The sequence below is a fragment of the Plantibacter sp. RU18 genome (genome assembly GCF_050613355.1).
In the GTDB taxonomy this organism is placed as follows: domain Bacteria; phylum Actinomycetota; class Actinomycetes; order Actinomycetales; family Microbacteriaceae; genus Plantibacter.
Window position 1 is genome coordinate 4,199,633 of sequence record NZ_CP159618.1, and the last position, 23,013, is coordinate 4,222,645.

A 23,013-nucleotide genomic window follows, 5' to 3' on the forward strand; every position below is an offset into this window, starting at 1 on the left:
CTATAGGCCGCGGCGGCGGTCCTTCTTCTCTTCCCTAGCCTTAGCCCCTGTTGCGACGGGGGGCTTCGGCGTGCGTACCGGCTTGTTCTTGTTCACGCCCGCTGCAGCACCGTTCGCCGCTGCTCGGAGCCGCTGCAGCTCGCGCAGCTCCAACTGCTCGGCCGTGAGCGGAACGACCGGCGCGGGAGTGCTCGGCGGCGCGGGTGCTGGCGTCGTCGCGATCTTCGTCGCGGGGGCGGTTGCGACCGCTCCCCCTGCCTGAGCCCAACGGCCCGCGGGCGCGGTCGGGGCGACGGCCGCGAGGTGTGCGTGAACGCTCTGCAGCGCGCCTTCGTGGGTGCGGCGCAACCGTTCGGCCTGGTGCAGCAACCCGGACTCCTGCTGCATCCCGGACACCGCGGAGACAGTGTTCATCATCTGCCGGAGCAACAGTGCTTGGCCGGCCGCGGTGGACGGTCCAACGGCTGCTTGCATCAGCAGCATGCCGGCCCCCTTGGGCGACGGCATCGGTGCGTACTTGCCAACGGGAATGTGCTCGGACACCTGCGCCGAACGGCGCAGCGCCCGCGCAGCATCCGCCAACGGGCCAGGTATTGCCTCGGTGCGGATCGACCACGCCGACAACGCACCCGATGTCTCGCGGGCGACCTGAGCCCATGCAGCCTTGTCCGTGATCGGGAGCGTCCGCAGACGCTCATTGATGCTCACGACGTCGGCCGTCACCGCAGCCCACTGATCGATCCCCGGCGTGACGGTCTCGCGGCCGGGAGCGCTGATCCGCTTGTTCTTCGCCGCAGCGCTCCACTCCGCAGACGCGGCAAGTGCGCTCTCGGCGTTGTCCGGCCAGTCGGCGCGGAGCTTCGGCAACGTGAGATCGCGGGCGAGCCTGCCACCGCCGAACCACACGGGCCGCTCGCCCCGGTTCGTTGGCCGCACGGCGACGCTGAAACCCTCGATGACGTCGGTCGTTCCGGCTGCGAATCGCGGCCGCACGAGCACGCCCGTTCCGCGGAGCCGGCGCACGAACTCGGCCTCGTCGACGGAGGCCGAAGCAGCTGCGCGGACACGGCGCTGCAGCGTCTCCCGGGGCAGCTCTGCGAGCCCGCGCTTGTCCGCAATCTGCTTCTCGGCCTGGTGGTACCCGCGCTCAGCGTTGAGCGTGCCGAGCTGCCGATAACCGAACTTCTCCTCGATCTCGCGCGCAGCCTTCTGCACCCGCGGACGGTCGTTGTAGTCCGACCACTTCGTACCGTCCTCGCGCACGATCGACGCCACGATGTGCACGTGATCGTTGCCGGCCGACGAGAGCCCGTGCCGGACCGCAACCCACCGAAGCGGCGCCTTCCCGGAGGTCTCAGTGAAACCCATCTTGTCCGCGAACTCGGCCGCGATCTCGGCCCACCGTTCGTCAGTCTGAATGCCCTCCTCAGCGCTGAGACTCAGGGAGCAATGGAACACGTGCCCCTTGGGCACGGTGACGTTGAACACGTCGTGCGGGACGTCCATCTCACGGGCAACCCTGACGGCATCCTCCTGGCTGAGCGCGACGCCGGCAGGGTGCGCGAACACCAACGGCGACGACGCCACAATGTGAATGTCCTCGTGCTCGTTCTTCTTGCCCGGACCAGCGAGGTAGTTCATCAAACCGGCCATGCGGTCACCGCGCGACAGCTTTGGAATCATCGCCGCTACACCCGCCGGGCGATCTCGTCGATACGGCCGGACAAGTCGTCCACCGCACGCAGCGTGGCCGCAGTCGTTCCCGGCAACTCCCCCGTAGTGTTCGCGTGCTTCGCGATCTGATTCACGTTGTTGGAGACAGCCCGCAACAGCCCGCGAATCGCCAACAACTCAGCCGCGAGGTTGCGACGATCGGCGGGAGTCTCGCGCCCGTCCGACAACGCCGCCTCGACCAACAGCCGCGGCACGGTCACGTGCGCCGCAGCGGCTCGGGCAACCAACATGCCCTCTTCCTCGGGCGACACCTTCACCCGGTGCGAGTGCTGACGGCCACCCCGAACATTGTCACGGCGCTGCTTGCCGAGCCGACCGGACGTCTCAACGTTCGACACGGGATCACCGCCCTTCTCTTCTGCCAGCGCCGCGCCTCCGACACCTCGGAGCCACACGTCCAGTGTGCCAAATCCCGGCGGACAAGTCGAGGATTTCAAGCAGTTAGGGCACCTAACTGAATAACTGGCTCTGCAAGATGCTCTGAACGTGGTTTTTCGCAGTCTGAGCCCTTCCGTGCAGCAATGCGGCTGAGGACAGGGAGGGTTTGCCGAGAGGCGGCGCGTTTGCGACCTCGGAACGATCCTGGATGCTCGGGTGACGTTCCTCGCCCCGTAGCGCCCCCGGTTCGCGCGTGGATCTCGTCTCATCAGGTGGCTGGGTCAGGCCAGAGGGGCACCCAGCATCCGGCGTTTTGCATCGCCCCGGCGAGTCACCTCGTGCGCCGCGAGGGCTCCGAAATCGAGACCTGAGCGGTTAGCATTGCAGAATGGATATCGAACAGATTGCACAGGCCGCAGCGGCCGAACTCGACCGGGCACGTGACGCAAAGGTGCAGACGATCCGCGACCTCGCGTCCGCCGCTCAGGCGGTCGCTGACGCTCGCGCCGCGGTGAGCGAAGCAGAGCGCGAGCACGCGAAATCGTTCCAGGCCGCGGAGCGTGCCGGATGGGACGAAAAGACCGTGCGGAAGCTGAACATCGAGGTGCCAAGCCGTCGATCTGGCGGACGGCCGCGCAAGGCCCAGCCCTCGGCAGAGATGAAGGAAAACTCATGACGCCGCTGCTGGAAGCAGCTAGCTGGTCCGCATGGTGGGCGCAGCTCGTCGTGCTGCTGCTGGCTATCGGCGTTGTCGGCTCCCAGATCCCGTCCGTGCTGCAGCACGCGGATCGGCCGGTGCTGCGCGCGGCGCTTCGCTCGACCGCGCTGAGCCTCCCGGCCGCGCTCCTCGCGTTGATCATCCTGGCGGGTCCAACGGTGCTCTTCATGCTGTCCATGGGCGCGAGTCAGTCGGAGATCGGCGGCGCACTACTCGCGCGCGGCTGGTGGCTCCTTCCGGTCATGATCGCCGGAGCATTCGGGATCTACGCAGCAATGGCGTCCGCCGCGAAACTGCAACGCAGACTCCGGCCTGCAGCCTCGACCGCGTAGCACGCGAACCAACACGCAAGAGGGCCGCGCTCACCGAGCGCGGCCCTCTGTGTTGCGGTTGCTACTTCGCGAACGCGTTATCGACGTGAAGGTGGTTGCAGCTGTCCGGGAACTGCGACAGATTGGCGAGCGTCACCGACGTGCCGGCGTTGGTTCGGCAGTCTGACTGACCAACCCGAGAGCCCTTCGGCATCATCGGGTCGATCAGCCCAATGAGCCGGAGCGAGTCGGAATCCGCCCCGCTGATCGCGGCACCGTTGAGGGAGTAGAAATCAACTGCGTGCCCTCCCCCATCCACGTTGTGCGAGGACGTGGCACCGGCCCCGAGCGACTGCCCCGTGCACAGCCGGTTGATGTCCGAGACGCCGACCGATGAGAAGTTGTTCAGCGCCACCACCATCACCTGCAGAATGCCCACGTCAATGCCGCAGTCCGGCAAGCTCTGCCCGTTTGCAATGGCCTGGATCTCCGGCAGGTGGTCCGGCTGGTCGCTGCCGACCAAGGTGGTGAACCGGCCCTCGGCGTGCGCGGTCATGATCTGCTGCGCGAGCGTCATCGCATCGGCACTGACGCTGCATCCGCCACCGGGTGCCGCTCCCCCACTGAGCGCTGCGACGATCGCCGTAGCCGCGTCAAAATACTCCGTGTAGTGATCCGGGTCTGTATTGTTCTGCACGGCGTGCGCGGCCGCGCTCGGCGTCATCTGCTCCCAACCGGCGACGGCCTGCAAGCGGGTGAAGAACAGGATCGCGCTGGCTGTCGGGTCCATGCGCTGCGCGAGGGTCCCCCATGACGTGCGCTGCTGGAACAGGCCGCGGGAATCGGGGCCGGCCTCGTCGCCGTAGTCGAGCACGCGCAGACCCGACTCACCGAGCGCGGTCATCACGCCAACGGTTTGCGCCTGGGCGCTCATGCCGAGCGACGCTGCGGCATTCATGATCGCGGCCGCGTTCCCGACCTGCGCGGGCGTGTACCCCTCGACCGCCGGCAGCTGCGAGACGTCGACCACGCGCCGGCACCCGGCAGACATGACGCTGCCGCCGGCTTCGCTAGCAGCAGCGGCACCATCAGCAGCCCGCCGATTGCCAGCGCCGGCACCAGCAGGATCGCAAGGACCACCAACAGTCCTGATTTTTGTTCCACGTTCAGCCCCTCACCCCGAGCCCGACCAACCACCGAACCCCTCAAACATCTTAACTTGGATTGCAGTCAAGAATGCATTGTAACTGGGTGCCAGGCGGTTGATCTGGGGAGGTCAGCTCCCCCAACGGGTGAGCACGGCGGCTTCGATCACCTGGCGCAACGTAATGTCATGCTCTTTCGCTGCAGCTCGGGCGAGCGCTGCGACACTGGCCGCGACGCGCGTGTTCAGGGGCTCCGTGGCCTCCTTCGCCTGCGGGGTGACGGCGACAACCAGCGTGGCATCCGGCGCGGCCGGGGTCGGTGCGGGTGCCGGGGTAGCCGGCGCGAGGTCGATGGGGTCACGCAGGTTCGGTGCCGGCTGCGGCGCAGTGCGCGGTGGCAGTATGGCCGGCCGCTCGGGGCGCTCGTCGTTCATCGGATCACCTTTCCTGCGATCTCTGCGTATGCGGACATGACAGGCGCTCCCTTGCGGTAGTCGCCGTACCACTCGTGGCTGTAGCGCACCTCGTCGACGATGCTGCGATTGGGCACCAAGGGCTCGAGCAACAGGCCCGTCGCGCGGAACTGATCAATCGAGTGCGTCGCTGCGCGGCTCATCACGGTTTCCTTGACCGCGCCCACGACGATGCCAAGCTCCTCCGGGTAGGCGTCAGGCGCGCCGATCGCCCGCCTGGCGTCCTTGAACCGCTGGACGCTCTGCTGTGCCCCGAGGAACCCCGAAACGCCGTCAGAGGACGCTGCAGCCGCGTACACGACCGAATCGGAGGCCGTGAGGGCATTCAGGGTGAGCGGTCCGCCCTGCCGGTTGGGGCAATCGATGACAACCACGTCGGCGTCGAGGCCGTCGAGGGAGGCACGGAGGCGCAGCTCAGAGTGGTCAGCGCGGTCGGCTTCCTGCGAGCTGACACCGCGGCCGCTCGGGATGACGCGCAGCAGCTCATGGAACCCGCTCGGCACAGCCAGAGACTCAGCCCAACCGCGCGGATCTGCGTTACCAAGGATCGCACTGACGTCGAGGCCGGCCTCCTTGGGCTCGACGCCGAGCCACTGAGTCGTGGCAGCTCGGGGATCGAGATCCACGAGCACCACACGTTTGCCCATGAAGGCGGCGCAGTAGGCGACCGAGACGGCAGTGACGGTCTTGGTCACTCCCCCGCTCTCGGAATACACCATGAGAGTTTGCATGCTCTAAACCTAGCACAGCTGCTATCAAGAGTGCTAGCAATCAAGCAAGTGATGTGTAATGCAGACATACATGCAATCTGCTAGCAATAGCGCTTGCTGCCTACCTAGGGAAACTGTGTGTTGTTCTGCTGGCGGATTCGCAAGAGTTTTGAGGAGGAAAATTGCTAGCGAGGATCGCCGCGGTAGCTCTCGATAGTTTCGATGCGTTCGTGGATTTCGGCGTCATTGATGGGGCCTTCAGTATCGTTCCAGGGTGTGCCCGCGAGCCCGACCGTGAGGATTCGTTCGACGTCGAGTGTCTGCGGCGACTCGAACGAGATCGACGTAGCTTCCCAGGCCTCTTCGGGAACCGTTGAGAGTCGTGACGGGTTCCAGTTCCATTCGACGCAATCGCGGATCTCATCTCGGTTGAGGCTCCAGCCGCGGTCAGTGAGGTAGCGGTGGATTGAGAGCACACGATCGTGCAGCTCTCGCACGTCGGCGTCGAAGTCTTTGGGGCGTTTACCGGGACCAAGAAGGTTCTGAGTGATCGCCGCTGAATCGGTCTGCATGCGGTCATCCTTCCACCGGCTCAGCGTCTGGTGCTGGTACTCCTCGGCTTGTTCGGCGCGCATGGCTTCGGTGATGCGCTCGAACTCGGTGGGATCGTCGGCCGCGAGCCGTGCGCGCACGCGCTCGTTCTCCCGCTGGAACTGTTCGCGCTCGACAGCCCGTCTGCGAGCCTGCGCGCCCAGTTCGACGCGCACCGGCCGATCGCCAGGGGCGACCGTGCGCCCGAGCATCCAGGCGAAATAGCGCAAAGGCTCTTTCGCGCTGTGTAAGCGATCGTGGGCGCTTGGGAACTTGTTCTCGACCGCTGTTGCGAGATCCTGCACGGTCCACAGCTGCAGGTCAACACCGGCACGGCGGAGCACTCGTTCCAGATGACCAATGTGCTGGTCCTGGCCGAGTCGGTGCCCGAAGTGAAAATCAAGCTCAGCAAGGTAACGATGGATCGCAAGCGGTCGCACCTCAGGGGCAGACGGCTGAGCAGCTGCCGGAGGTCGCTGCCTCTGTCGTCGCCCGAGCTGCGCAGCAGCTTCCGTGTGCGCGCTTGCGCGCCTTTGTTGTTCTAAGGAGTCGTGAGAGGTTTCGTCAGCGGGGGGGTAAGTGGGTAGGTGGACATTTGTGTCACGTGAGGGAATGTCCTCCACAGGCGGCAGGGTCAGCGCGACGACGCTCGCGGCCCGGGTCTGGCGGTGTCCGTGCGTCTGGAAGGCCTCTGCCTTCTCGTCAGCGCTCAGGATCGACCGGCCGAACGTGAGTGTCGTTGCGAGGCCCAGCGCCTCCAGGATGCGTGTGGCACGCTGTACGGTCCTTGCGCAGATGCCGAGGGTCTTGGCGATGGTGCCGTGGGCGACGTGCACGTTGTGACCGGTGGCCCAGTCGGCATAGTTCCGGTACTCGTCCGCGATTCTCAGCAGCGTGGCGTCAGCCATTGAATACTGGTCTCGCAGCGCCTCGCGGGCGGGGGAGGCCACCAGGTCCATCACGGTGTCGAACCAGTGCGACGAGCCCCGCCAGATCCCGATGGTGTCGTAGATGCCTTCCGGCACGGGCAGCGACCAGCTCTTCGGGCCGTCCTCCGGCACCTCCCGCTCAGGCGCCCGCGCTGAACCGGAGCCCGCGGCTGGCGCACCCTGCGCGTGGGCTGGCGTCCAGGCGGTCAGCTCGGCCACAGTCGGCACTGCCAACCACGCCGACGGCTTTGACCGGCCGGGACCACTCGCGTTCGGCGTCCTCATAAAGGAGGACACGCCGACACGCTCTAGTGATGTGCTTATGCCTGTATCTGGGGTTGGGGTTTGACCAGTACTGGAACGGTGGTTGGCGCTAAGGGGTGAGGTGCCGGTAGATGGTTGCTCGTGAGATGCCGAGCGCTTTGGCGATTTGGGTGGGTGTTTCGCCTCGTTCTCGTCGTGCTTGCGCTGCGGTGAGGGTGTCGGGGTTCATGACCGTGGGGCGGCCTCCGACCCGGCCGTCAGCTCTCGCGGTCGCGAGTCCGGCGAGGGTCCGTTCCCGGATCATGTCGCGCTCGAGTTCGGCGAACGCGGCCATCATCGTGAAGAAGAACTTCCCCTCTCCTGTCGGCTGGTAGGTGCCGGAGAGGGTGCCCGTCAGGATCTGGAGCCCGATCTGCTCGTCGTGGAGGCTGTCGGCGATTGTCAGGACTTCTTTCACGGAGCGGCCGAGGCGATCCAATTTCCATACGACGAGGGTGTCGCCGGGGCGGGTGTGGTCGATCGCGTCTGCAAGTCCGGGGTCGAGGAGCATTGGTGCAGTAATTAGCGCTAACGGTTCTCGGAGGCTTGGGCGATACCGTCGGGACTTATGGGTTCAACTGCGTCTGCTGACGTTTTCTCGGGTGCGCACGGTCGGTTTGATGAGGTGCCGTCGCGGTCTGATTTGGAGCGTTTCTTCGTTCTGGATGAGACGGATCTGTCGTATGTATTGAACGGCGCGGTGGCCACAATCGTCTGGGATTCGCTGTGCAGCTGGCGACGGTCCGATATTTGGGCGCGTTCCTGGCGGACCCGCTTGCGGTGCCGCCGGCTGTTGTCGAGTATCTCGGTCGCCAGTTGGGTATGTCGGACTTCACGGGTCTGGGCCGGTATGTCGAGCGGCCGATGACTGCGTACGAGCACACGTGGGAGATTCGTGAGGCGTACGGTTTCCGCGCCTTCGAGGATTCCGCCGTGAGGGTGGAGTTCGACCGATTTCTCACGGGCCGGGCGTGGACGCACGCGGAGGGCCCGGCGGCGTTGGTGGATCAGGCGGTCGGATGGTTGCGCCGCCATCGGGTGCTGTTGCCGGGCGTGAGCGTGTTGACTCGTTTAGTGGCATCGACCCGGGAGCGCACGGCGGATCGGTTGCACGAGGTCCTCGCTGAGGCGGCCGCGGCAGTGGACCCAGCGCTGCCGGGACGGTTGTGTGGGGCGTTGAGTGTGCCGGAGGGGTCGCGGTTCTCGCGGCTGCAGGAGTGGCAGCGGTCACCGACCCGGGTCTCCGGGCCGGCGTTGGTTTCGGCGTTGGACCGCGCGGCGGATCTGGAAGGGCTGCGGGTGCGGGAGGTGGATTGCTCGGCGGTTCCTGCGAACCGGTTGGCGGCGTTGGCCCGCTACGGGATGGCGTTGAAAGCACCGACGCTGCATGCGCTGGCTGAGCCGCGGCGCACGGCGACGTTGGTGGCGTTGGTTCGGCATCTGGATGCGGTTGCTGTGGACGACGTGTTGGATCTGTTCGTGCTGCTGATGACGACGAAGTTGTTGAATCCGGCGCGGAGGGCGACGAGCGCGGATCGGTTAGCGTGGTTGCCACGGTTGGAGAAAGCGTCGCGGGTTTTGGCGTCAGTCAACGACGAGTTGTTGACCCTGCTCAGTGCTGCCGCGCGGGATGGTGGCAGCCTGGATGTCGCGGGGGTGCGGGCGCGGATCGAGCCGATCGCGTCGCGGGAGCTGATCGCTGGAGCAGTGGCGACAGTTGCGGAGCTGGTCCCAGACGATGACGCCAACCAGGAGGCGGCGTTCCGGGTGGCGTTGGCGGACCGGTACCGGACGGTGCGCCCGTTCGTGCTGCTGCTGTGCGAGTCGTCGTCGTTGGCCGCGTCACCGGCTGGCAGGCCGGTGCTGGCGGCGGTGCGGAGCCTGCCAGCTTTGGTGTCCCGGCGGGTGTCGATCAAACCGTTGCTCGCAGCGGAGATCGACGAGGAGATTGTCCCGGCGGTATGGCGGCGCGCGGTGTTCGACGCGGCGACCGGACGGGTGGACCGGGACGCGTACGTGGTGTGCGCGCTCGAGCAGTTGCACAAGGCGTTGCGGGTCCGTGATGTGTATGCAACCTGCTCGCACCGATGGGCTGACCCGCGTGCCCGTCTCCTGGCTGGTCCGGCGTGGGATGCGGTACGGCCGGAGATCCTGAACGGGCTTGGGTTGGAAAGCCCGGTGCACACTCATCTGGCTGAGATGGTGTCGCTGCTGGACGCGACCTGGAAGCAGGCCTCGGCGAGGCTTGAGGAAGCCGGCGATGACGCGCGGGTGAAGATCGTCCCGGCCGCGGACGGGCGCGCCCGGCTGTCCGTGGAACGGCTCAAAGCGTTGCCGGTTCCGGACAGCCTGACCTGGTTGCGGGTGACGACTGCGTCCAGGCTGCCCGCGGTCGACCTGCCGGAACTGCTCCTGGAAGTGCATGCCTGGACCGGATTCCTGGACGCCTACGTGCACGTGTCCGGTGCCGATACCCGGCTAAGTGACCTCGACGTCACGGTCGCCGCGCTCCTGATCGCGGACGGCTGCAACGTGGGGTTGACGCCGGTGACAAACCCTGCCGCTGACTCGTTGACTCTCGGCCGACTCTCTCACGTGAACCAGAACTACGTGCGCGCCGAAACCCATGCGGCCGCGAACCGTTTCCTGATCGACGCACAAGCCCAGGTGCCGATCGCGCAATTGTGGGGCGGCGGCCTGGTCGCGTCCGTCGACGGGTTGCGCTTCGTCGTCCCGGTACGGACCCTGAACGCGGGCCCGTCCCCGAGATACTTCGGCTATAAACGCGGAGTCACCTGGCTGAACGCCGTCAACGACCAAGTCGCAGGGATCGGCGCGCAAATCGTTCCCGGAACCCCACGCGACAGCCTGCACATCCTCGACGTGCTCCTGAACCTTGATGGCGGTCCGAAACCGGAGATGATCGCGACCGACGAAGCATCATATTCCGACATGGTCTTTGGCCTGTTCAAGCTCCTCGGGTACCGGTTCTCGCCCCGGATCGCCGACATCGGCGATACCCGATACTGGAGGGCAGAATGGCCCGCAGGCCCAGTCGCTGACTACGGCCCGTTGAACGCGATCGCCCGTCACAAGATCAACCTGGCCAAGATCACCGCGCACTGGCCCGACATGCTCCGGGTGGTCGGTTCCCTGGTCACCCATCAGGTCCGCGCCTATGACGTGCTGCGAATGCTCGCCCGCGACGGCCGACCAAGTCCGCTTGGCCAAGCCTTCACCGAGTACGGACGGATCGCGAAGACCCTGCACATGCTGGCCATGATCGACCCGATCGACGACAACCACCTCCGCGCCGTGAACCGGCAAACCACCGTTCAAGAGTCCCGGCACCGCCTCGGCCGGAAGGTGTTCCACGGCAAACGCGGCCAGCTGCACCAGAAGTACCGTGACGGGCAAGAAGACCAACTCGGCGCCCTCGGGCTCATCGTCAACGCGATCACCCTCTGGAATACCCGCTACCTCGACGCCGCCGTCACTGAGCTCACCCGCAAAGCCCAACGCATGTACGACAGCCGCACCTTCACCATGGCCGAGATCGCCGCCACCTGCGGCGTCATCCCAATGACCATCTACCGGCACATCACCACCGAGCCCAATCGCGTCGAACCGACACCGTCGAACCCTTAGCGCTAATTACTGCACCAATCTTCCTCGACGGGCCTTGACCCCAAACTATGGACACGGTGGCATTTCGGTTATGCCGCTTCCGCGAGGGTGGCTTCGTGGGTGTTCGGGGTGATGCTGCCGATCGTGGAGTGGCGTCGGCGTGTGTTGTAGCGAGCCACCCGCCGGAACACGGCCGGGTAGGCGGTGGCCGGGTCCGGGAACGTTTTCCGTTCGGTACTGATGAGCGGCTGCGTGATGCTCTACCCGCGCATGCGGGCACGGTTCAGACGACTCACGCCGATGAATGCCGCGCCGAGGAGAGCGGCGAGTAGCCCACCCGCCCAGGCGATCGAGGGATCCACTCCAGTCTTTGCGAGATCAGCCGTAATACTCGACCCCTGAGTCACGGAAGGACCTGGCGTAGGGACAATCGGCTCGGGCGCGACGGCCGCGTTCAGGACGCTAACGCTGAAGGTTTGTTGGTCACTGCCGGCCATGTTCGTCGCTGCAAGTGTGAACGTGTAGACGCCTGCCTCTTGCGGGGTTCCGGAGAGGATGCCAGTGGCTGGGTCGAGAGCGATGCCCTGAGGAAGGCTTCCGGCAACGACATTGAAGGTAATCGGTTGGGATCCCTCGGCCTCTACGGGTATCGTCTGAGGCTCGCCAACAGTGAGGTCGGGAATGGCGGTTGTCTGGATTGTCGGGGCGATGATGGGGAGCATCGCAGCGAGGCTGAAAGCTCGGGTGCTCGCCCCACCGATTCCAGCTGCGGTAATTGAGAAGAACGACGGAATATCATCAGCCGGGACACCTTCGACAACTCCCGTCTCGGAATTCAGTACGAGCCCCGCCGGCAGCGAGCCAGCGGAGACAGTGAACGTGTAGGGTGCCGAGCCAGTCGTTGCGATTGCAGCCTGGTAGGGGGCGCCAATCGTCGGTTGCGGGAGCGCGGTAGTCGAAATCTCGGCCGCATTGAATGGTATGAGCGCGGCCGGAACGGCCGTGGGGTCGGTAGTGGTCGACGCGTGGTTGGCGGGGAACCACGTTCGGGCCGGGTTCACGCTGAAAGAAAGTGACAGCGGGAATGCCCACGACTCGGGGAAGGGGGTCGAAGACAGCTGGAGGTCGGACGTGGCTTGGAAAAGCACGACTCGCGCGTGCTGCGGTTCCGGCCCGATGGCGTCGGCAACTACGGCCACAGCCACGGTGCTTGTGCTGGCATTGAAGCCGATGGTCCAGGCACGCTCATTCGGGAAGTCAATCGTCCGGCTCAACGTGTCCGTCGCTCCGTCCAGCACCAGAACAGACCCATGGTTTTGCAGGAAGCCTCCATCAACGGTGACGTAGACGGTGTTCGTTTGGGTGTCGATGGCGACTTGCCTCGGGTCTCCACCCGCGACGGGCACTGTCGTCGACACGGCTCCTGACAGAAGGTCAACGACCGCGATCGTCTGGGCGGCTGTCGGGATGTACGCCTTATTCGTGAAGGGGTTGATAGCGACTTTCACAGACGGGGAGTACCAGAAGCCCAGGGGGACGGTACGAGTGACTTCGTTTGAAATGACATCGATCACCGCGATGTAGGAGGGTTGCGTTCGATTAGACTGGTAGAACGCGTAGATCTCGCCGCGACCCTCGTTGACTGCGACAGCGGCGAGGTAGCCGCTTGGGCTCAGAGGGGCTGAGATGGTAGCCTCCACAGCGTTCAACGCACCATCGATGACCGACACAGAGGCATCGGCGTAATTCGCAACGTAGACCTTGTTGTTCGCTTCGTCTACCGTGAGATCGGCGGGTCGCTGGCCTACCGAGATTGTTGCGGTGATCCTTCCAGAAGTCGAATCAATGGCGGACACGGTCCCTGCTGTCCCGAATCCGCCGGACCCCACGTAGATGGTGCCGGTCGAGCTATTCGTAACTGTGGACCATACGTTTTTCGGGACGGATATCGGAGCGATCACCGCGACTTCCGCTACTGCGACGCTGGCGCCCGTGATCGGAGCGATTACGAGTGCCCCGCCAAGAAGGAGAGCTAATATCGATCGTCGTGAAAAGCGAGAATCAAGCATGTTTCTCCTTGGGAGGTAGCCGTCTGGGGCGCGCAACGAAACAAGAGTGGCCCCAGTGGAGCAGTCCACACGGACAGCAGGTTTTTGAGACGGTCCGTCGCTAAGCGGTTGAATTTGTTGCACGAGCACAAATCAAGATTATAACACGAAACTTTTGCCTCGTGAGTATGTCAACCTGATTCAAGTCCACTAGGACGTGTTGCTAATCCCGCTGGTGGCTCGCAGTTCCGCACTCTGGCCCAGTGAACGCAGCGGCCGCATGAGCACTCGCGTGCTCGGCGAACGCTTCACCCGCTACCGCACCCTGGCCGGCCTACCCGACGAACTCACCCCGCACTGCCTGCGCCACTCTTATGTCACCCACCTCATCGAAGACGGATTCGACCCGCTGTTCGTGCAAGAACAAGTCGGACACGCACACGCCTCGACCACTTCGATCTACACATCGGTATCGTCAGACTTCAGAACCTGCACCCTGCGAAACGCGCTCGACCGCGCCGTCAGCGATGCACTCGGACAGGACTAGACATGGCTCGGAAGAACGTCTCCTACAACTGGAACCTGCGACGGCTGATGGCCGAGCACAATCTCTGGAAGACCACCGATCTCACTCCCCTGCTGCTCGAACGCGGCATCAACCTGTCTTCCTCGCAGGTGTACCGGCTCGTCGCCGATCAACCGGAACGGCTTTCCCTGCGCACTCTCGCCGCGCTCTGCGACATTTTTGAATGCACCCCCAACGACCTCATTGAACCCATCGTGACCTCGGCTGCGAAACGGCACGTGGTCGGTGAGATGAACACTGAGTCCGACGCGCCCTCGACGATTATCCGACCGACCAGAGCGCGGATCACGGAGTGAACGAATGAGCCGACCGCGCAAAGTACCCGACCCCCAACGACACCAACCGTGTGCGCGGTGTAGCCTGTCCTACCCCAACGCAGCGATCTGGCCTGAGGCCGCATCTGCCAGTACTGCTACCGCGAAGCCATCCGCACCTTCGGAACCTGCACAGACTGCGGCCACATCTGCCGCCTGTAGGTGTCATCGACCGGGTCGATCACACGCAGTAGGTGCTCCGTTTTCGCGATCCGCCCGTATTCGGCGAACGCCTGCCCGAGCGGGTCGGGCCTGTTCTCTCGCCCCAGCATTCGGATCAGGTCGTACGCGCGTACCTGGTTGGTGACCAGGGAGCCCGCGACGCGGAGCATGTCGGGCCAGTGCGTGATTACCTTGTCCAGGTTTACCCGGTTCCGGGCCAGCTCGTCGACGATTCCGTAGGAGGCTGGCTGCTGGCCGGGGAGGGTGGCACGCCAGAAGCGTTGATCGATCAGGTCCCGGAAGCGGGGGCTGAAGTTGTAGCCGAGGATCTTGAACAGGCCGAACACCATGTCGGAATAGGAGGCATTGTCTGTGGCAACCATCTCCGGTTTCACTCCTCCGTCCAAGTTCAGCAAGGCGTCGAGAATATGGAGGGAGTCGCGTGGGGTGCCGGGCACGACCATCTGTCCGATCCCGGCGACCTGATCGTTGACCGCGTTCAGCCAGGTGATCCCACGCTTGTACCCGAAGTACTTCGGCGACGGCGCCGCAGCGATGGTGCGCACTGGGACCACGAATCGGAGCCCGTCCACCGACGCCAGCAATCCCTTGCCCCAGTGCTGCACGATTGGCACGCTGGCTTGGGCGTCGATCAAGCGGGCGTTCGCGGTGGCGATGGTGTCAGCTCGGAAGTAGTACTGGTCGACGTGTACCAACCGAGCCCTGGTCAACGCCTCGTCGCCCGGGTTCACCACCGGGGTCAAGCCGATATTGCACGCTTCAGAGACCAGCAAGGCGACCAGCGATGTCGGCAGATTGCGCATTCGCGTGGCACCGTCGTTCAGATGAACGAATTCGTCGAGGAATCCGGTCCAACTCTGTACCTCGAACAACAGATCAGGCAGGTCAACTTTCGGCAACATGCGCTCGACACGGTTCCGCAACCAGGTCAACGACTTTGGTTCCCCGAGCGCGCCGAGCTTCTCAACATTCAGCTTCACCCGCCCGTCCCCCTGAACGTGAAGACTCACCTTCGCATCCGGACCCGCCTCGTCCAGCCGTTCGGCAAGTTGCCGCCATCCAGCGTCCAAGCCCCGCACCAAATCGGACAGATGCTCATGCACGGGCATCTCCAGGCTGAGGCCCGCAAGGACATCGTCCTTCACCGCCTCCCACTCGCCACCATCCAGCAGGTGAGCGCGAGGGTCGGACCAGCGGTGTGACGGTGACGCGAATACGTCACGACGCAGCAACGCCCGGTGCAATTGCTCGAGCACGCACACCACGTACGCGTCCCGGTCTACTGTCCCCGCAGGCAGCTCCGGGTTCGCGAACACGACCCGTTGCCATGCGGCGGGTACCAACTCGTCATCGATCTCGCCTCTCAGCAGCGGTTTCACAGTCACTTTCCGCCTGGCCAGCGCGGGCAGCTCCTGCACCCCATCAAGGATCCGCTTACCAGCGCTGGCTGCATGCAACGCTTTCGACTCGCCTAACAGGGTGAGGAACGGCCGGACTGTCGCATACCGGTCCGTCAGCGCCGCCCGCATCGCCGTCTGAGCCGAGTCCTCGCCGTCCGGGACCAACGAAGCCACAGTGGCCGCCGCGGACACGACCGCAGCGCGCGGAGCGACGCCCTCGACCGCCTCCCACAGCGCGGTAGCGTCCAGGTCCGCGCCGTCTTCGACCAGCTCCAGTTGCTCGAACAGCACGAGCGCCGCTCGCGCCAACATGCTTGACGCTTTCTCCAGCTGCGGCAGCATCGACAGCCACTCCTGATCTGTCTTTCGCCGCGCGACACTGATCAACCGGGCCGACATCAGCACCTGGAACAGGTCCAGCGCCTCATCGGTCGCTTTCGCCTCCAGATGTAACACCACCGCGGCGATCATCGCTGTGCGTTTCGGCTCCGCCACTCGCGCCAGCAAAGCCGCTTTCGCCCCCAACGCGTACCGGGCCAACGCAGCCAACCGATTCGGCGGAACCTGCCCCAACCGGACACCACTCACCTGGTAAGCGTCGATCTCCGCTACCCTCTCCAACGCCCGCGCGAACCCCGCACCCGTCGTCCTTGTCGGTGGCCGCCGCAACCGCTCCAACTCCGAAAACCGTGCCCCGACCGCTGTCGTCAACAACGCGGCGAGATCTCCCGGCAAAGCAGGATTCGCCCGACTCACGGCCTTCGCGACCGTCGCATGCAGACGCGCATCCGCGGTACTCCGCACTTCTGACACCTGCCTGGCCAGTACGCTCACCCCGGGCAGGAGCACCCGATGCCGGCGCAACCACGCCACCGCCTGATCGAACAATGCCTTCGGCCCCTCCGCATGCGTCCACGCCCGCCCATGCAGAAACGTCCGGAAGCGCCTGCCCCACTCCTCGCTCGCGTACGCGTGATATCCATACGCGTCCCGAATCTCCCACGAATGCTCATACGCCGTCATCTCCCGCTCGACATACCTAGACACACAACCGACGTCCATCACCCCGAGCTGCACAGCCAGATACTCAACCACGACCGTGGGCACCTCAAGCGGCGTCTCGGTGAGGAACCGGCCAATAAACCGCACCGTGCACATCTGCACCGCGAACCCGAGCCGGTTGTGAGCACCGCGTCGCCTCCGGATCAACGCGAGATCCTCATCATCGAGAAAGAAGAACCGCTCCAACTCTGGCCGGGTCGGCTCCTCCAAGAACCGACCGTAAGACTCCGCCTGCTCGTCCGTCAGAAAATCAACTGGCACAACAACGACGCTAGCGACAGCCGATCTGAGAAAGCCCCAACGACAGACCCACCTGTCCCAGGCTTAGCGCTAACGGCTGTACCAATGTTCCCCGAGGCCGAAGTCCGGGTCTGATGGTGGTGCGGCTGGAGATGGTGTCGGTGAAGATCCGAGCGCAGCCGGCCGCGTGGAGGGCGTCGGTTTGCATGGTCGTGTCTTGGCTCGTGGTGGACACGCGGGCGTAACCGACGTGGTCGTGGCGGGCACTCATGTCGCTAGCGTCTCACAACAGTCTCAGAACACAGGTCGACGCGCCGGAGTTGTGAGACGGGTTTTCGACACCGTTCGGTCCTCCGGGAGAGTGACTGTTGGTCGTCTCAGAATGTACCGTTTGTGGACGCTGGTCATTCGTCGTCGCTGGTGATGTCCGGATCTCGCAGCGGGCGTAGGCGGTCGTCGTGTACCGTCGTGAACGCGTATCGGCCGTGGACGTTGATGTGGGTATCACCGAGCGGCGATAGCCGAGCAACATCGTTGTCGTCGATTGGGCGGCCTTTGGCTCTGAGAGCGATAAGAGCGGCGTCGATGTAGCGGGTGTTCCACAGGATGACGGCGTTGAGGACGAGGCCGAGAACGCCGAGCTGGTCCTCCTGCCCTTCTCGATAGCGTTGCCGGAGTTCCCCTCGTTGCCCGTAGAAGATCTTCCGGGCGAGGCGGTGGCGGGATTCCTGGGTCGTGAGTTGCACATGGATTTGCCGGCGGTAGGTCTCGTCCTCAGGGTCGTACATGGCCAGGAGATGCAGCGTCTTGGCGATGCGCCCGTACTCGGCGAACGCGGCGCCTAGCGGGGTCGGTTTGCCGTCTCGGCCCAGCATCCGCAGAAGGTCATAGCCAGCGACCGTGCCGCTATGGAGGGAACCAGCCACCCGGAGCATGTCTTCCCAATGCGGTTCCATCCGTGTGGTGGACACCTTGTTCCTTGCAACGGGATCCAGGATTCCGTAGTCAGCTCTCGGAGCACCAGGTGGGGTCAGACGCCAGAGCCTCTGGTCGGGCATGTCTGCCACGCGGGGACTGAACTGGTAGCCGAGCAGGCGGAAAAGTCCGAACACGATGTCGGAGTATGACGCCGTGTCGGTCGCGATCATCTCGGGAGCGGGTCCGCCGTCTCTGTTCAGGATGACGTCCAGGACGTGTAGGGAGTCCCGCATGGTTCCGGTCACGACGACGGCGCCGATTCCCGCGACCTGGTCGTTGATTGCGTTGAGCCAGGTCACTCCTTGACCGTGTCCGAAGTAGCGAGGGTTCGGGCCAGCGTCGAGAGTGCGAACGGGGACCACGAAGCGGAGCCCGTCTGCGGAAGCCACAAGCCCACCGCCCCAGACCTGCGCGGTTTCTATCGATGCTTGCGCGTCGATGAGGCGCCCGTTCGCCGCCGAAATGGTCTCGGCGCGAAGGTAGTTCTGGGCGACATGGGAGAGTCGCCGCCGGTTCAGCGAAGGGTGGCCCGCTTTTATGACCGGGGCGAAGCCGAGGTTGCAGCCCTCGGCGATGAGAACGGCCGCCATCGACAGTGAGAGATCCTGCAGTCGTGAGACAGCGCGGTTCTCCGTCAAATTGATGTGGGTGAAATCGTCCAGGTATCCCGTCCACGCGTGGACCTCCAGCAAGATCTCGGGTAGGTCGACCCGCGGAATCATCCGATCGACGAGATCCCGGAGCAACGTCAAAGAATCCGGCTCCGGTACCGGGGCCAGCTTCGCCAGGAACACGCGGGTGCGCCCATCGGGTCCGGCCTCGACGGTTAGTGGAGAGCCGTCGGCACCGGGGGCCTCTGCCAGCCGTGTCGCGATCGACATGTAGGCGTTGTCCAGACGACCGGCGAGGTTCTGGATGTGGAGGCTGAATGGGCCGTCCAGCTGCAGGGCTGTCAGTACATCCGATTTCGCCGTCGACCATGCGTCCCCATCGAGCAGCTTCACCCGAGGGTCTCCCCAACGTAGAGAGTCCTCGGCAAAGAGGTCTCGACGACGCAGAGCACGAAACGCTCCCTCAAGAACGCACAATGCGTAGGCGCGATGATCGACGAAGTCGTCGGCTTCGGTTCCGGGAAAGACCAGTCGTCGCCACGTGCCTGCCACGACATCCTCAACGATCTCGGATCTCTCGATCCTCTTCCGCCCGACAAGGACACCGAGCCCGCGAACCGCACGCAGAAGTGACGCTCCGGCGTCCGTGGACCGAAGCGGCAACGCGGAAGAGAACAGCGGCAGGAACGGCCTCACGGTTGCGTACCGCTTCACGAGCGCAACCTGTTCCGAGACAGGGTCCTCTTCCCCGAAAGGACTGAGTTCCTCCACCACCTGCACCGCGGCGAGCAACCGGTCCCGCACCCCTTCCGCTCGTAGCAGCTCCCAGACGGCACCGGTATCGACATCGTCACCGTCCTCGACCGCTGACAGCAACACCTTCGTCGCCGCCGCCAACGTCGCGGACGCCCGACGCAGTGCTGGCAACGACCGCATCTGGTCCCTGGCCGCGGTTCGTGTAGCGGGACCGATCAGCTTCGTGGACATCAGAACCGCGAACAGGTCAAGGGCATCGTCGATGGAAGAGACATGCAAGGCCCGCACCGTGGCGAACACCGTTGCTCGGCGACGCCGTTCAGGCATCCGTCGCAACGTGCTTGCATCGGCCGACCGTCCCCGTCTGGCAAGACCATCCAGTCGCCCCGGAGCGACCCCCGCCAAATCCACAACGGACGTCCCGATCGCGGCGACCGCATTCACCCGGTGAAGAGCCTTCACCATCTCCGGTCCCGACGCTCGCACCGGCGCCCGCCGGAGCTCCTCGAGCCGGGAGACCCGTCCATCCGCAGCACTATCAACGAGGGCATCCAAACGAGAAGCCAGACCGGAAGGGGTCCACTCGGTAAGCAACGAGAACAACCTCTCATTCGCCTCAGACCTCGCCTCAGCGACAAGCCTCGTGACCAGGCTCAACCCAGGCAGGAGCACCCGCTCTCGCCGTAACCACGCCACCGCTTGATCGAACACCGCAGTCGGTCGCTCGGTTCGGGTGGCCGTGCGCGCCGCCACGAAGCCCGTGAACTCGGCCAACGTAGTTGGGTCCGATGTCCGCCGGTACCCGTAGGCCCCGGCAATCTCCCACGCGTGCTCGTATCCAGTCTTCGGCCGGTTCGAGTACTCCTCGAACACGCCGGGTCCCACAACCCCGAGCTGCCCCGCGACGAACTCCGCGACGTTTCCCGGCACGGCCGTCGGATCATCCAGAAAACACCCCAGGTACCGCACCGTCCCAAGCTGGACAGCGAACCCCAACCGATTAGCAACACCACGCCGCCGACCTACGATCGCCAGGTCGTCATCATCGAGAAAGAAGAACCGATCAAGGTCCAACTGCGTCACCGGCCCAACGAAGCGACCATAGGCCCCTACCTGCTCGTCACTGAGAAAATCAACCGGCACCACTCCACCGTAGTGACCGCAAGCAGATGCTTAGCGCCAACCACCGTTCCAATACTGGCCAGACCCCAACCAGTGCGACGAGCCCCGCCAGATTCCAATGGTGTCGTAGACGCTCTCAGGCACGGGCAGCGCCCAGCTCTTCGGCCCGTCGTCCTCGGGCATCTCCCGCTCAGGCACCCGCTCTGAACCGGAGCTCACGGCTGGGGCGCCCTGCGCGTGGGCCGGTGTCCAGGCGGTCAGCTCGGCCACGGACGGTACTGCCAACCATGCCGGCTGCTTCGGCCGGCCGGAACCACCCGCCCCCGGTGTCCTCGTAAGGGAGGACGCGCCGACATGCTCTAGTGATGTGCTTATGCGTGCATCTAGGGTTACGATGGCAACGTCCGATCATGAACATGTGCAGGACACGACAAAGCCCCGGTTACCAGCCGGTCTGAGTCAACAACTGCTCTGAACCCCCTGAGTCGCCAAACTTCCAGGGTTCTGAGCCACAGCTTCTAGGCCCGTCGCGAAAGCGGCGGGCCTAATGCGTTAATCGGGGTTGATTAGCGTCGCCTCCTCGGGACCTGTCCACCAGATCGGTTCGCCGCTCGGCTTAGTCTCGGTGTGTTCGATCATCGCGTCGAGCATCGCTGAGGCAGAAATGCCGGCCGCTGCGGCCATACGCGCGAACGCGTCTTTGTTGTCCTGCTCGATCGTGTACCCCGCCAAAATGGGGTTGCGGAGCGAAGCTCTCGCGCGTCGTGGACCGGCCATGCACCAAACCTACGGCCCTCATTAACGTTAAGTCGAGTTAGACACGCCGCGTGTCGGATCTCGCCGGTAGCGTGGGGGAGTTGAGCCGGGGGAGGGCTATCTGTGGATGCTGTGACTGTGGTGACCGGGGCTGTCATCGTGCTGGGTTCTGTGTGGTTCGCGTACCGGGCGTGGCGGCGGGTCGGGCTCCGCGTCACCCAGCGTTGGTCGACCACGGTGTGGTGCGTCGTCACTGCGGTCCTGATCGGTGGGACGTTGCTGCTGCTGCCGCTGCGTCAGCCGGCGGTGTCCGCAACCTGGACGTGGGTGTCGTTCGTGACGATCCTGTTGGCTGAGTATTTGGTGGTCTGAGGACCACTGATTATTGCGTCTCGAGGCCACTTAATATTGCCGTTGGGAGCCAGCGGATATTGCCGGTGAGCGCCACCTGCCTTTCGGAGGCGCTCACCGGCGCTGATTTAGCCTCGATCCACCGATGGGTTGCGACTGAGGGGCGGCGGGGTGGAGCGGAGAATGCCTGTTTGATCAGGGATAATTGTTCTTACTACGGAGCAATTGAACCTGAAGAGAGAGGCATCTCGCAGATGCAAGTTTCTCACGCCGCGCGTGCCACTGTCGCGTCATTCGATGACCCGAATCTGATGTCGACTGCAGGGCTCCTCCCGATCGTCCGGCTGGCCGAGAATGCCGGCCTGCGGAGCCTCGCCGACCAGTGGTTGAGCGTCCCGACGGACAAAGGCGCCAACGCCGGGTTGAAGGTGTCCTCGCTGGTCGCAGGGATGGTCGCCGGGGCGGACTCGATCGATGACATGGCCCTGTTGCGCCACGGCGGGATGGGGAAGATCTTCACCCAGATCTACGCCCCCTCCACGTTGGGGTCGTTCCTGCGCTCGTTCACCTTCGGGCACGTCCGCCAACTCGACGCCGTCGCCTCCCGGTTCCTGGTGGGCCTCGCCGCGGAGGCTCCGATCGTTCCTGCGCCCGCGGACGACGGGCTGGTGTTCGTGGATGTCGATGACACGATCATTGAAGTCCACGGTCCGAAGAAGCAGGGCGCGGGTTTCGGATACTCCGGCGTCCGTGGGATCAACGTCCTGCTCGCGACGGCATCCACCGGCTCGAGCGCTCCCGTGGTGATCGCCCAGCGTCTGCGGAAGGGTGCGGCGGGCTCCCCGCGGGGTGCTGCCCGGATCGTGGGCGATGCGCTCAAGACCGTCACCCGACTCCCCGGGTTGAAGGCCGCACCGGTGTTGCTGCGCGCGGACTCCGCGTACTACGGGCACGCGACCGTGACCGCCGCGCTCCGCGCCGGGGCGGACGTGTCGATCACCGCCCGGCAGGACCCGGCCGTGAAACGCGCGATCCACGCGATCCCGGATGACGCGTGGACTGCGATCGAATACACCGACGCGGTCTTCGACGACACGACCAACACCTGGATCTCCACAGCTGAGGTCGCCGAGGTCCCGTTCACCGCGTTCTCCTCGAAGTCGAAGAAGGACCGCATCGAAGGACGTCTCGTGGTGCGTCGCATCCCGGAGCTGAATGCGAAGAAGCTGTCCCAGCCAACCCTGTTCGACACGCACCGGTTCCACGCGTTCTTCACCACCAGCACGCTCGACACGATCACCGCCGACCAGGTCCACCGCCGGCACGCGATCATCGAGCAGGTCAACGCTGACCTCAAGAACTCCGCCCTCGCGCACCTGCCCTCGGGGATCTTCACCGCCAACGCAGCATGGCTCGTCCTGGCCGTGATCGCGTTCAACCTCACCCGCACCGCCGCGACCATCACCGGGGCGGTACTCGCCTCAGCGACGACCGCGACGATCCGCCAGAAACTCATCAGCATCCCCGCGAGGATCGCATCCTCCGCACGCCGCATCTCGTTGCACCTACCCAAAAGCTGGCCATGGGAGAGCGCATGGTCGGTGCTGCACAGCCACGCCCTGCCACCACCCCGAAGCTGAGCAACCCGACCAACCCGCCGACAAGGCGCCGATCAGAACACCCAGTG

19 protein-coding genes and 1 pseudogene are annotated in these 23,013 nt (G+C 64.6%); 7 read left to right on the plus strand and 13 right to left on the minus strand.

The window, feature by feature from the left end; genetic code table 11:
• Both ABMA10_RS19960 and ABMA10_RS19965 read right to left on the minus strand, forming a co-directional pair.
• On the minus strand, nucleotides 1-1,653 hold the full coding sequence (locus ABMA10_RS19960; protein ID WP_431030908.1) for a relaxase/mobilization nuclease domain-containing protein: 1,653 nt from the start codon (nucleotides 1,651-1,653) through the stop codon (nucleotides 1-3).
• A 35-nt stretch (nucleotides 1,654-1,688) separates the two neighbouring features.
• Complete coding sequence (locus tag ABMA10_RS19965) at nucleotides 1,689-2,072, minus strand: plasmid mobilization protein (RefSeq protein ID WP_431030909.1); 384 nt, start codon at nucleotides 2,070-2,072, stop codon at nucleotides 1,689-1,691.
• 428 nt (nucleotides 2,073-2,500) lie between these two features.
• Here ABMA10_RS19965 and ABMA10_RS19970 point away from each other — a divergent pair, with 428 nt between their 5' ends.
• Nucleotides 2,501-2,788, plus strand: a complete 288-nt coding sequence (locus ABMA10_RS19970; protein WP_431030910.1) for a hypothetical protein — start codon at nucleotides 2,501-2,503, stop codon at nucleotides 2,786-2,788.
• On the plus strand, nucleotides 2,785-3,162 hold the full coding sequence (locus tag ABMA10_RS19975) for a hypothetical protein (RefSeq protein ID WP_431030911.1): 378 nt from the start codon (nucleotides 2,785-2,787) through the stop codon (nucleotides 3,160-3,162). The genes ABMA10_RS19970 and ABMA10_RS19975 overlap by 4 nt, the downstream gene beginning before the upstream one ends.
• Before the next feature lie 61 nt (nucleotides 3,163-3,223).
• Here the strand turns inward: ABMA10_RS19975 and ABMA10_RS19980 are convergent, their stop codons facing one another.
• The 5 genes from ABMA10_RS19980 to ABMA10_RS20000 form a co-directional block, all read right to left on the minus strand.
• Complete coding sequence (locus ABMA10_RS19980) at nucleotides 3,224-4,099, minus strand: hypothetical protein (protein ID WP_431030912.1); 876 nt, start codon at nucleotides 4,097-4,099, stop codon at nucleotides 3,224-3,226.
• Between the two features lie 318 nt (nucleotides 4,100-4,417).
• The gene (locus ABMA10_RS19985) at nucleotides 4,418-4,720 is read right to left on the minus strand and encodes a hypothetical protein (RefSeq protein ID WP_431030913.1); all 303 of its coding nucleotides are present in this window, start codon (nucleotides 4,718-4,720) and stop codon (nucleotides 4,418-4,420) included.
• On the minus strand, nucleotides 4,717-5,490 hold the full coding sequence (locus tag ABMA10_RS19990) for a ParA family protein (protein ID WP_431030914.1): 774 nt from the start codon (nucleotides 5,488-5,490) through the stop codon (nucleotides 4,717-4,719). The genes ABMA10_RS19985 and ABMA10_RS19990 overlap by 4 nt, the downstream gene beginning before the upstream one ends.
• Nucleotides 5,491-5,654: 164 nt before the next feature.
• Nucleotides 5,655-7,208, minus strand: a complete 1,554-nt coding sequence (locus ABMA10_RS19995; protein WP_431030915.1) for a hypothetical protein — start codon at nucleotides 7,206-7,208, stop codon at nucleotides 5,655-5,657.
• 154 nt (nucleotides 7,209-7,362) lie between these two features.
• Entirely contained in the window at nucleotides 7,363-7,803 is a 441-nt protein-coding gene (locus ABMA10_RS20000) for a recombinase family protein (protein ID WP_431030916.1), read from the minus strand.
• A 215-nt stretch (nucleotides 7,804-8,018) separates the two neighbouring features.
• On the opposite strand from ABMA10_RS20000, the pseudogene ABMA10_RS20005 reads away from it, so the two are divergent.
• Nucleotides 8,019-10,811, plus strand: a pseudogene (locus ABMA10_RS20005) (Tn3 family transposase); the annotation flags it as partial.
• Nucleotides 10,812-11,179: 368 nt separating this feature from the next.
• Here the strand turns inward: ABMA10_RS20005 and ABMA10_RS20010 are convergent.
• Entirely contained in the window at nucleotides 11,180-12,988 is a 1,809-nt protein-coding gene (locus ABMA10_RS20010; protein WP_431030917.1) for a putative Ig domain-containing protein, read from the minus strand.
• A 214-nt stretch (nucleotides 12,989-13,202) separates the two neighbouring features.
• Here ABMA10_RS20010 and ABMA10_RS20015 point away from each other — a divergent pair, with 214 nt between their 5' ends.
• Nucleotides 13,203-13,514 (plus strand): tyrosine-type recombinase/integrase, encoded by a 312-nt coding sequence (locus tag ABMA10_RS20015; protein ID WP_431030918.1) that lies wholly within the window; start codon nucleotides 13,203-13,205, stop codon nucleotides 13,512-13,514.
• A gap of 2 nt (nucleotides 13,515-13,516) precedes the next feature.
• Nucleotides 13,517-13,849, plus strand: coding sequence for a helix-turn-helix domain-containing protein (locus ABMA10_RS20020; protein WP_431030919.1), 333 nt, complete (start codon nucleotides 13,517-13,519; stop codon nucleotides 13,847-13,849).
• A gap of 116 nt (nucleotides 13,850-13,965) precedes the next feature.
• On the opposite strand, the gene ABMA10_RS20025 is transcribed toward ABMA10_RS20020, so the two are convergent.
• From ABMA10_RS20025 to ABMA10_RS20045, 5 genes are all read right to left on the minus strand, one after another.
• Nucleotides 13,966-16,773 carry a Tn3 family transposase gene (locus tag ABMA10_RS20025; RefSeq protein ID WP_431030920.1) on the minus strand — a complete coding sequence of 936 codons (2,808 nt, stop codon included), beginning with the start codon at nucleotides 16,771-16,773 and terminating at the stop codon, nucleotides 13,966-13,968.
• 10 nt (nucleotides 16,774-16,783) lie between these two features.
• A complete protein-coding gene (locus tag ABMA10_RS20030) occupies nucleotides 16,784-17,023 on the minus strand; it encodes a recombinase family protein (protein ID WP_431030921.1) in 240 nt (79 codons plus the stop codon).
• Nucleotides 17,024-17,156: 133 nt separating this feature from the next.
• Entirely contained in the window at nucleotides 17,157-20,243 is a 3,087-nt protein-coding gene (locus tag ABMA10_RS20035; protein WP_431030922.1) for a Tn3 family transposase, read from the minus strand.
• A gap of 27 nt (nucleotides 20,244-20,270) precedes the next feature.
• Nucleotides 20,271-20,489 carry a hypothetical protein gene (locus ABMA10_RS20040; RefSeq protein ID WP_431030923.1) on the minus strand — a complete coding sequence of 73 codons (219 nt, stop codon included), beginning with the start codon at nucleotides 20,487-20,489 and terminating at the stop codon, nucleotides 20,271-20,273.
• A gap of 282 nt (nucleotides 20,490-20,771) precedes the next feature.
• Nucleotides 20,772-20,996, minus strand: coding sequence for a hypothetical protein (locus ABMA10_RS20045; protein ID WP_431030924.1), 225 nt, complete (start codon nucleotides 20,994-20,996; stop codon nucleotides 20,772-20,774).
• Nucleotides 20,997-21,107: 111 nt separating this feature from the next.
• On the opposite strand from ABMA10_RS20045, the gene ABMA10_RS20050 reads away from it, so the two are divergent.
• Nucleotides 21,108-21,347, plus strand: a complete 240-nt coding sequence (locus ABMA10_RS20050) for a hypothetical protein (protein ID WP_431030925.1) — start codon at nucleotides 21,108-21,110, stop codon at nucleotides 21,345-21,347.
• 233 nt (nucleotides 21,348-21,580) lie between these two features.
• The gene (locus ABMA10_RS20055) at nucleotides 21,581-22,966 is read left to right on the plus strand and encodes an IS1380 family transposase (protein ID WP_431030926.1); all 1,386 of its coding nucleotides are present in this window, start codon (nucleotides 21,581-21,583) and stop codon (nucleotides 22,964-22,966) included.
• Nucleotides 22,967-23,013 lie beyond the last annotated feature (47 nt).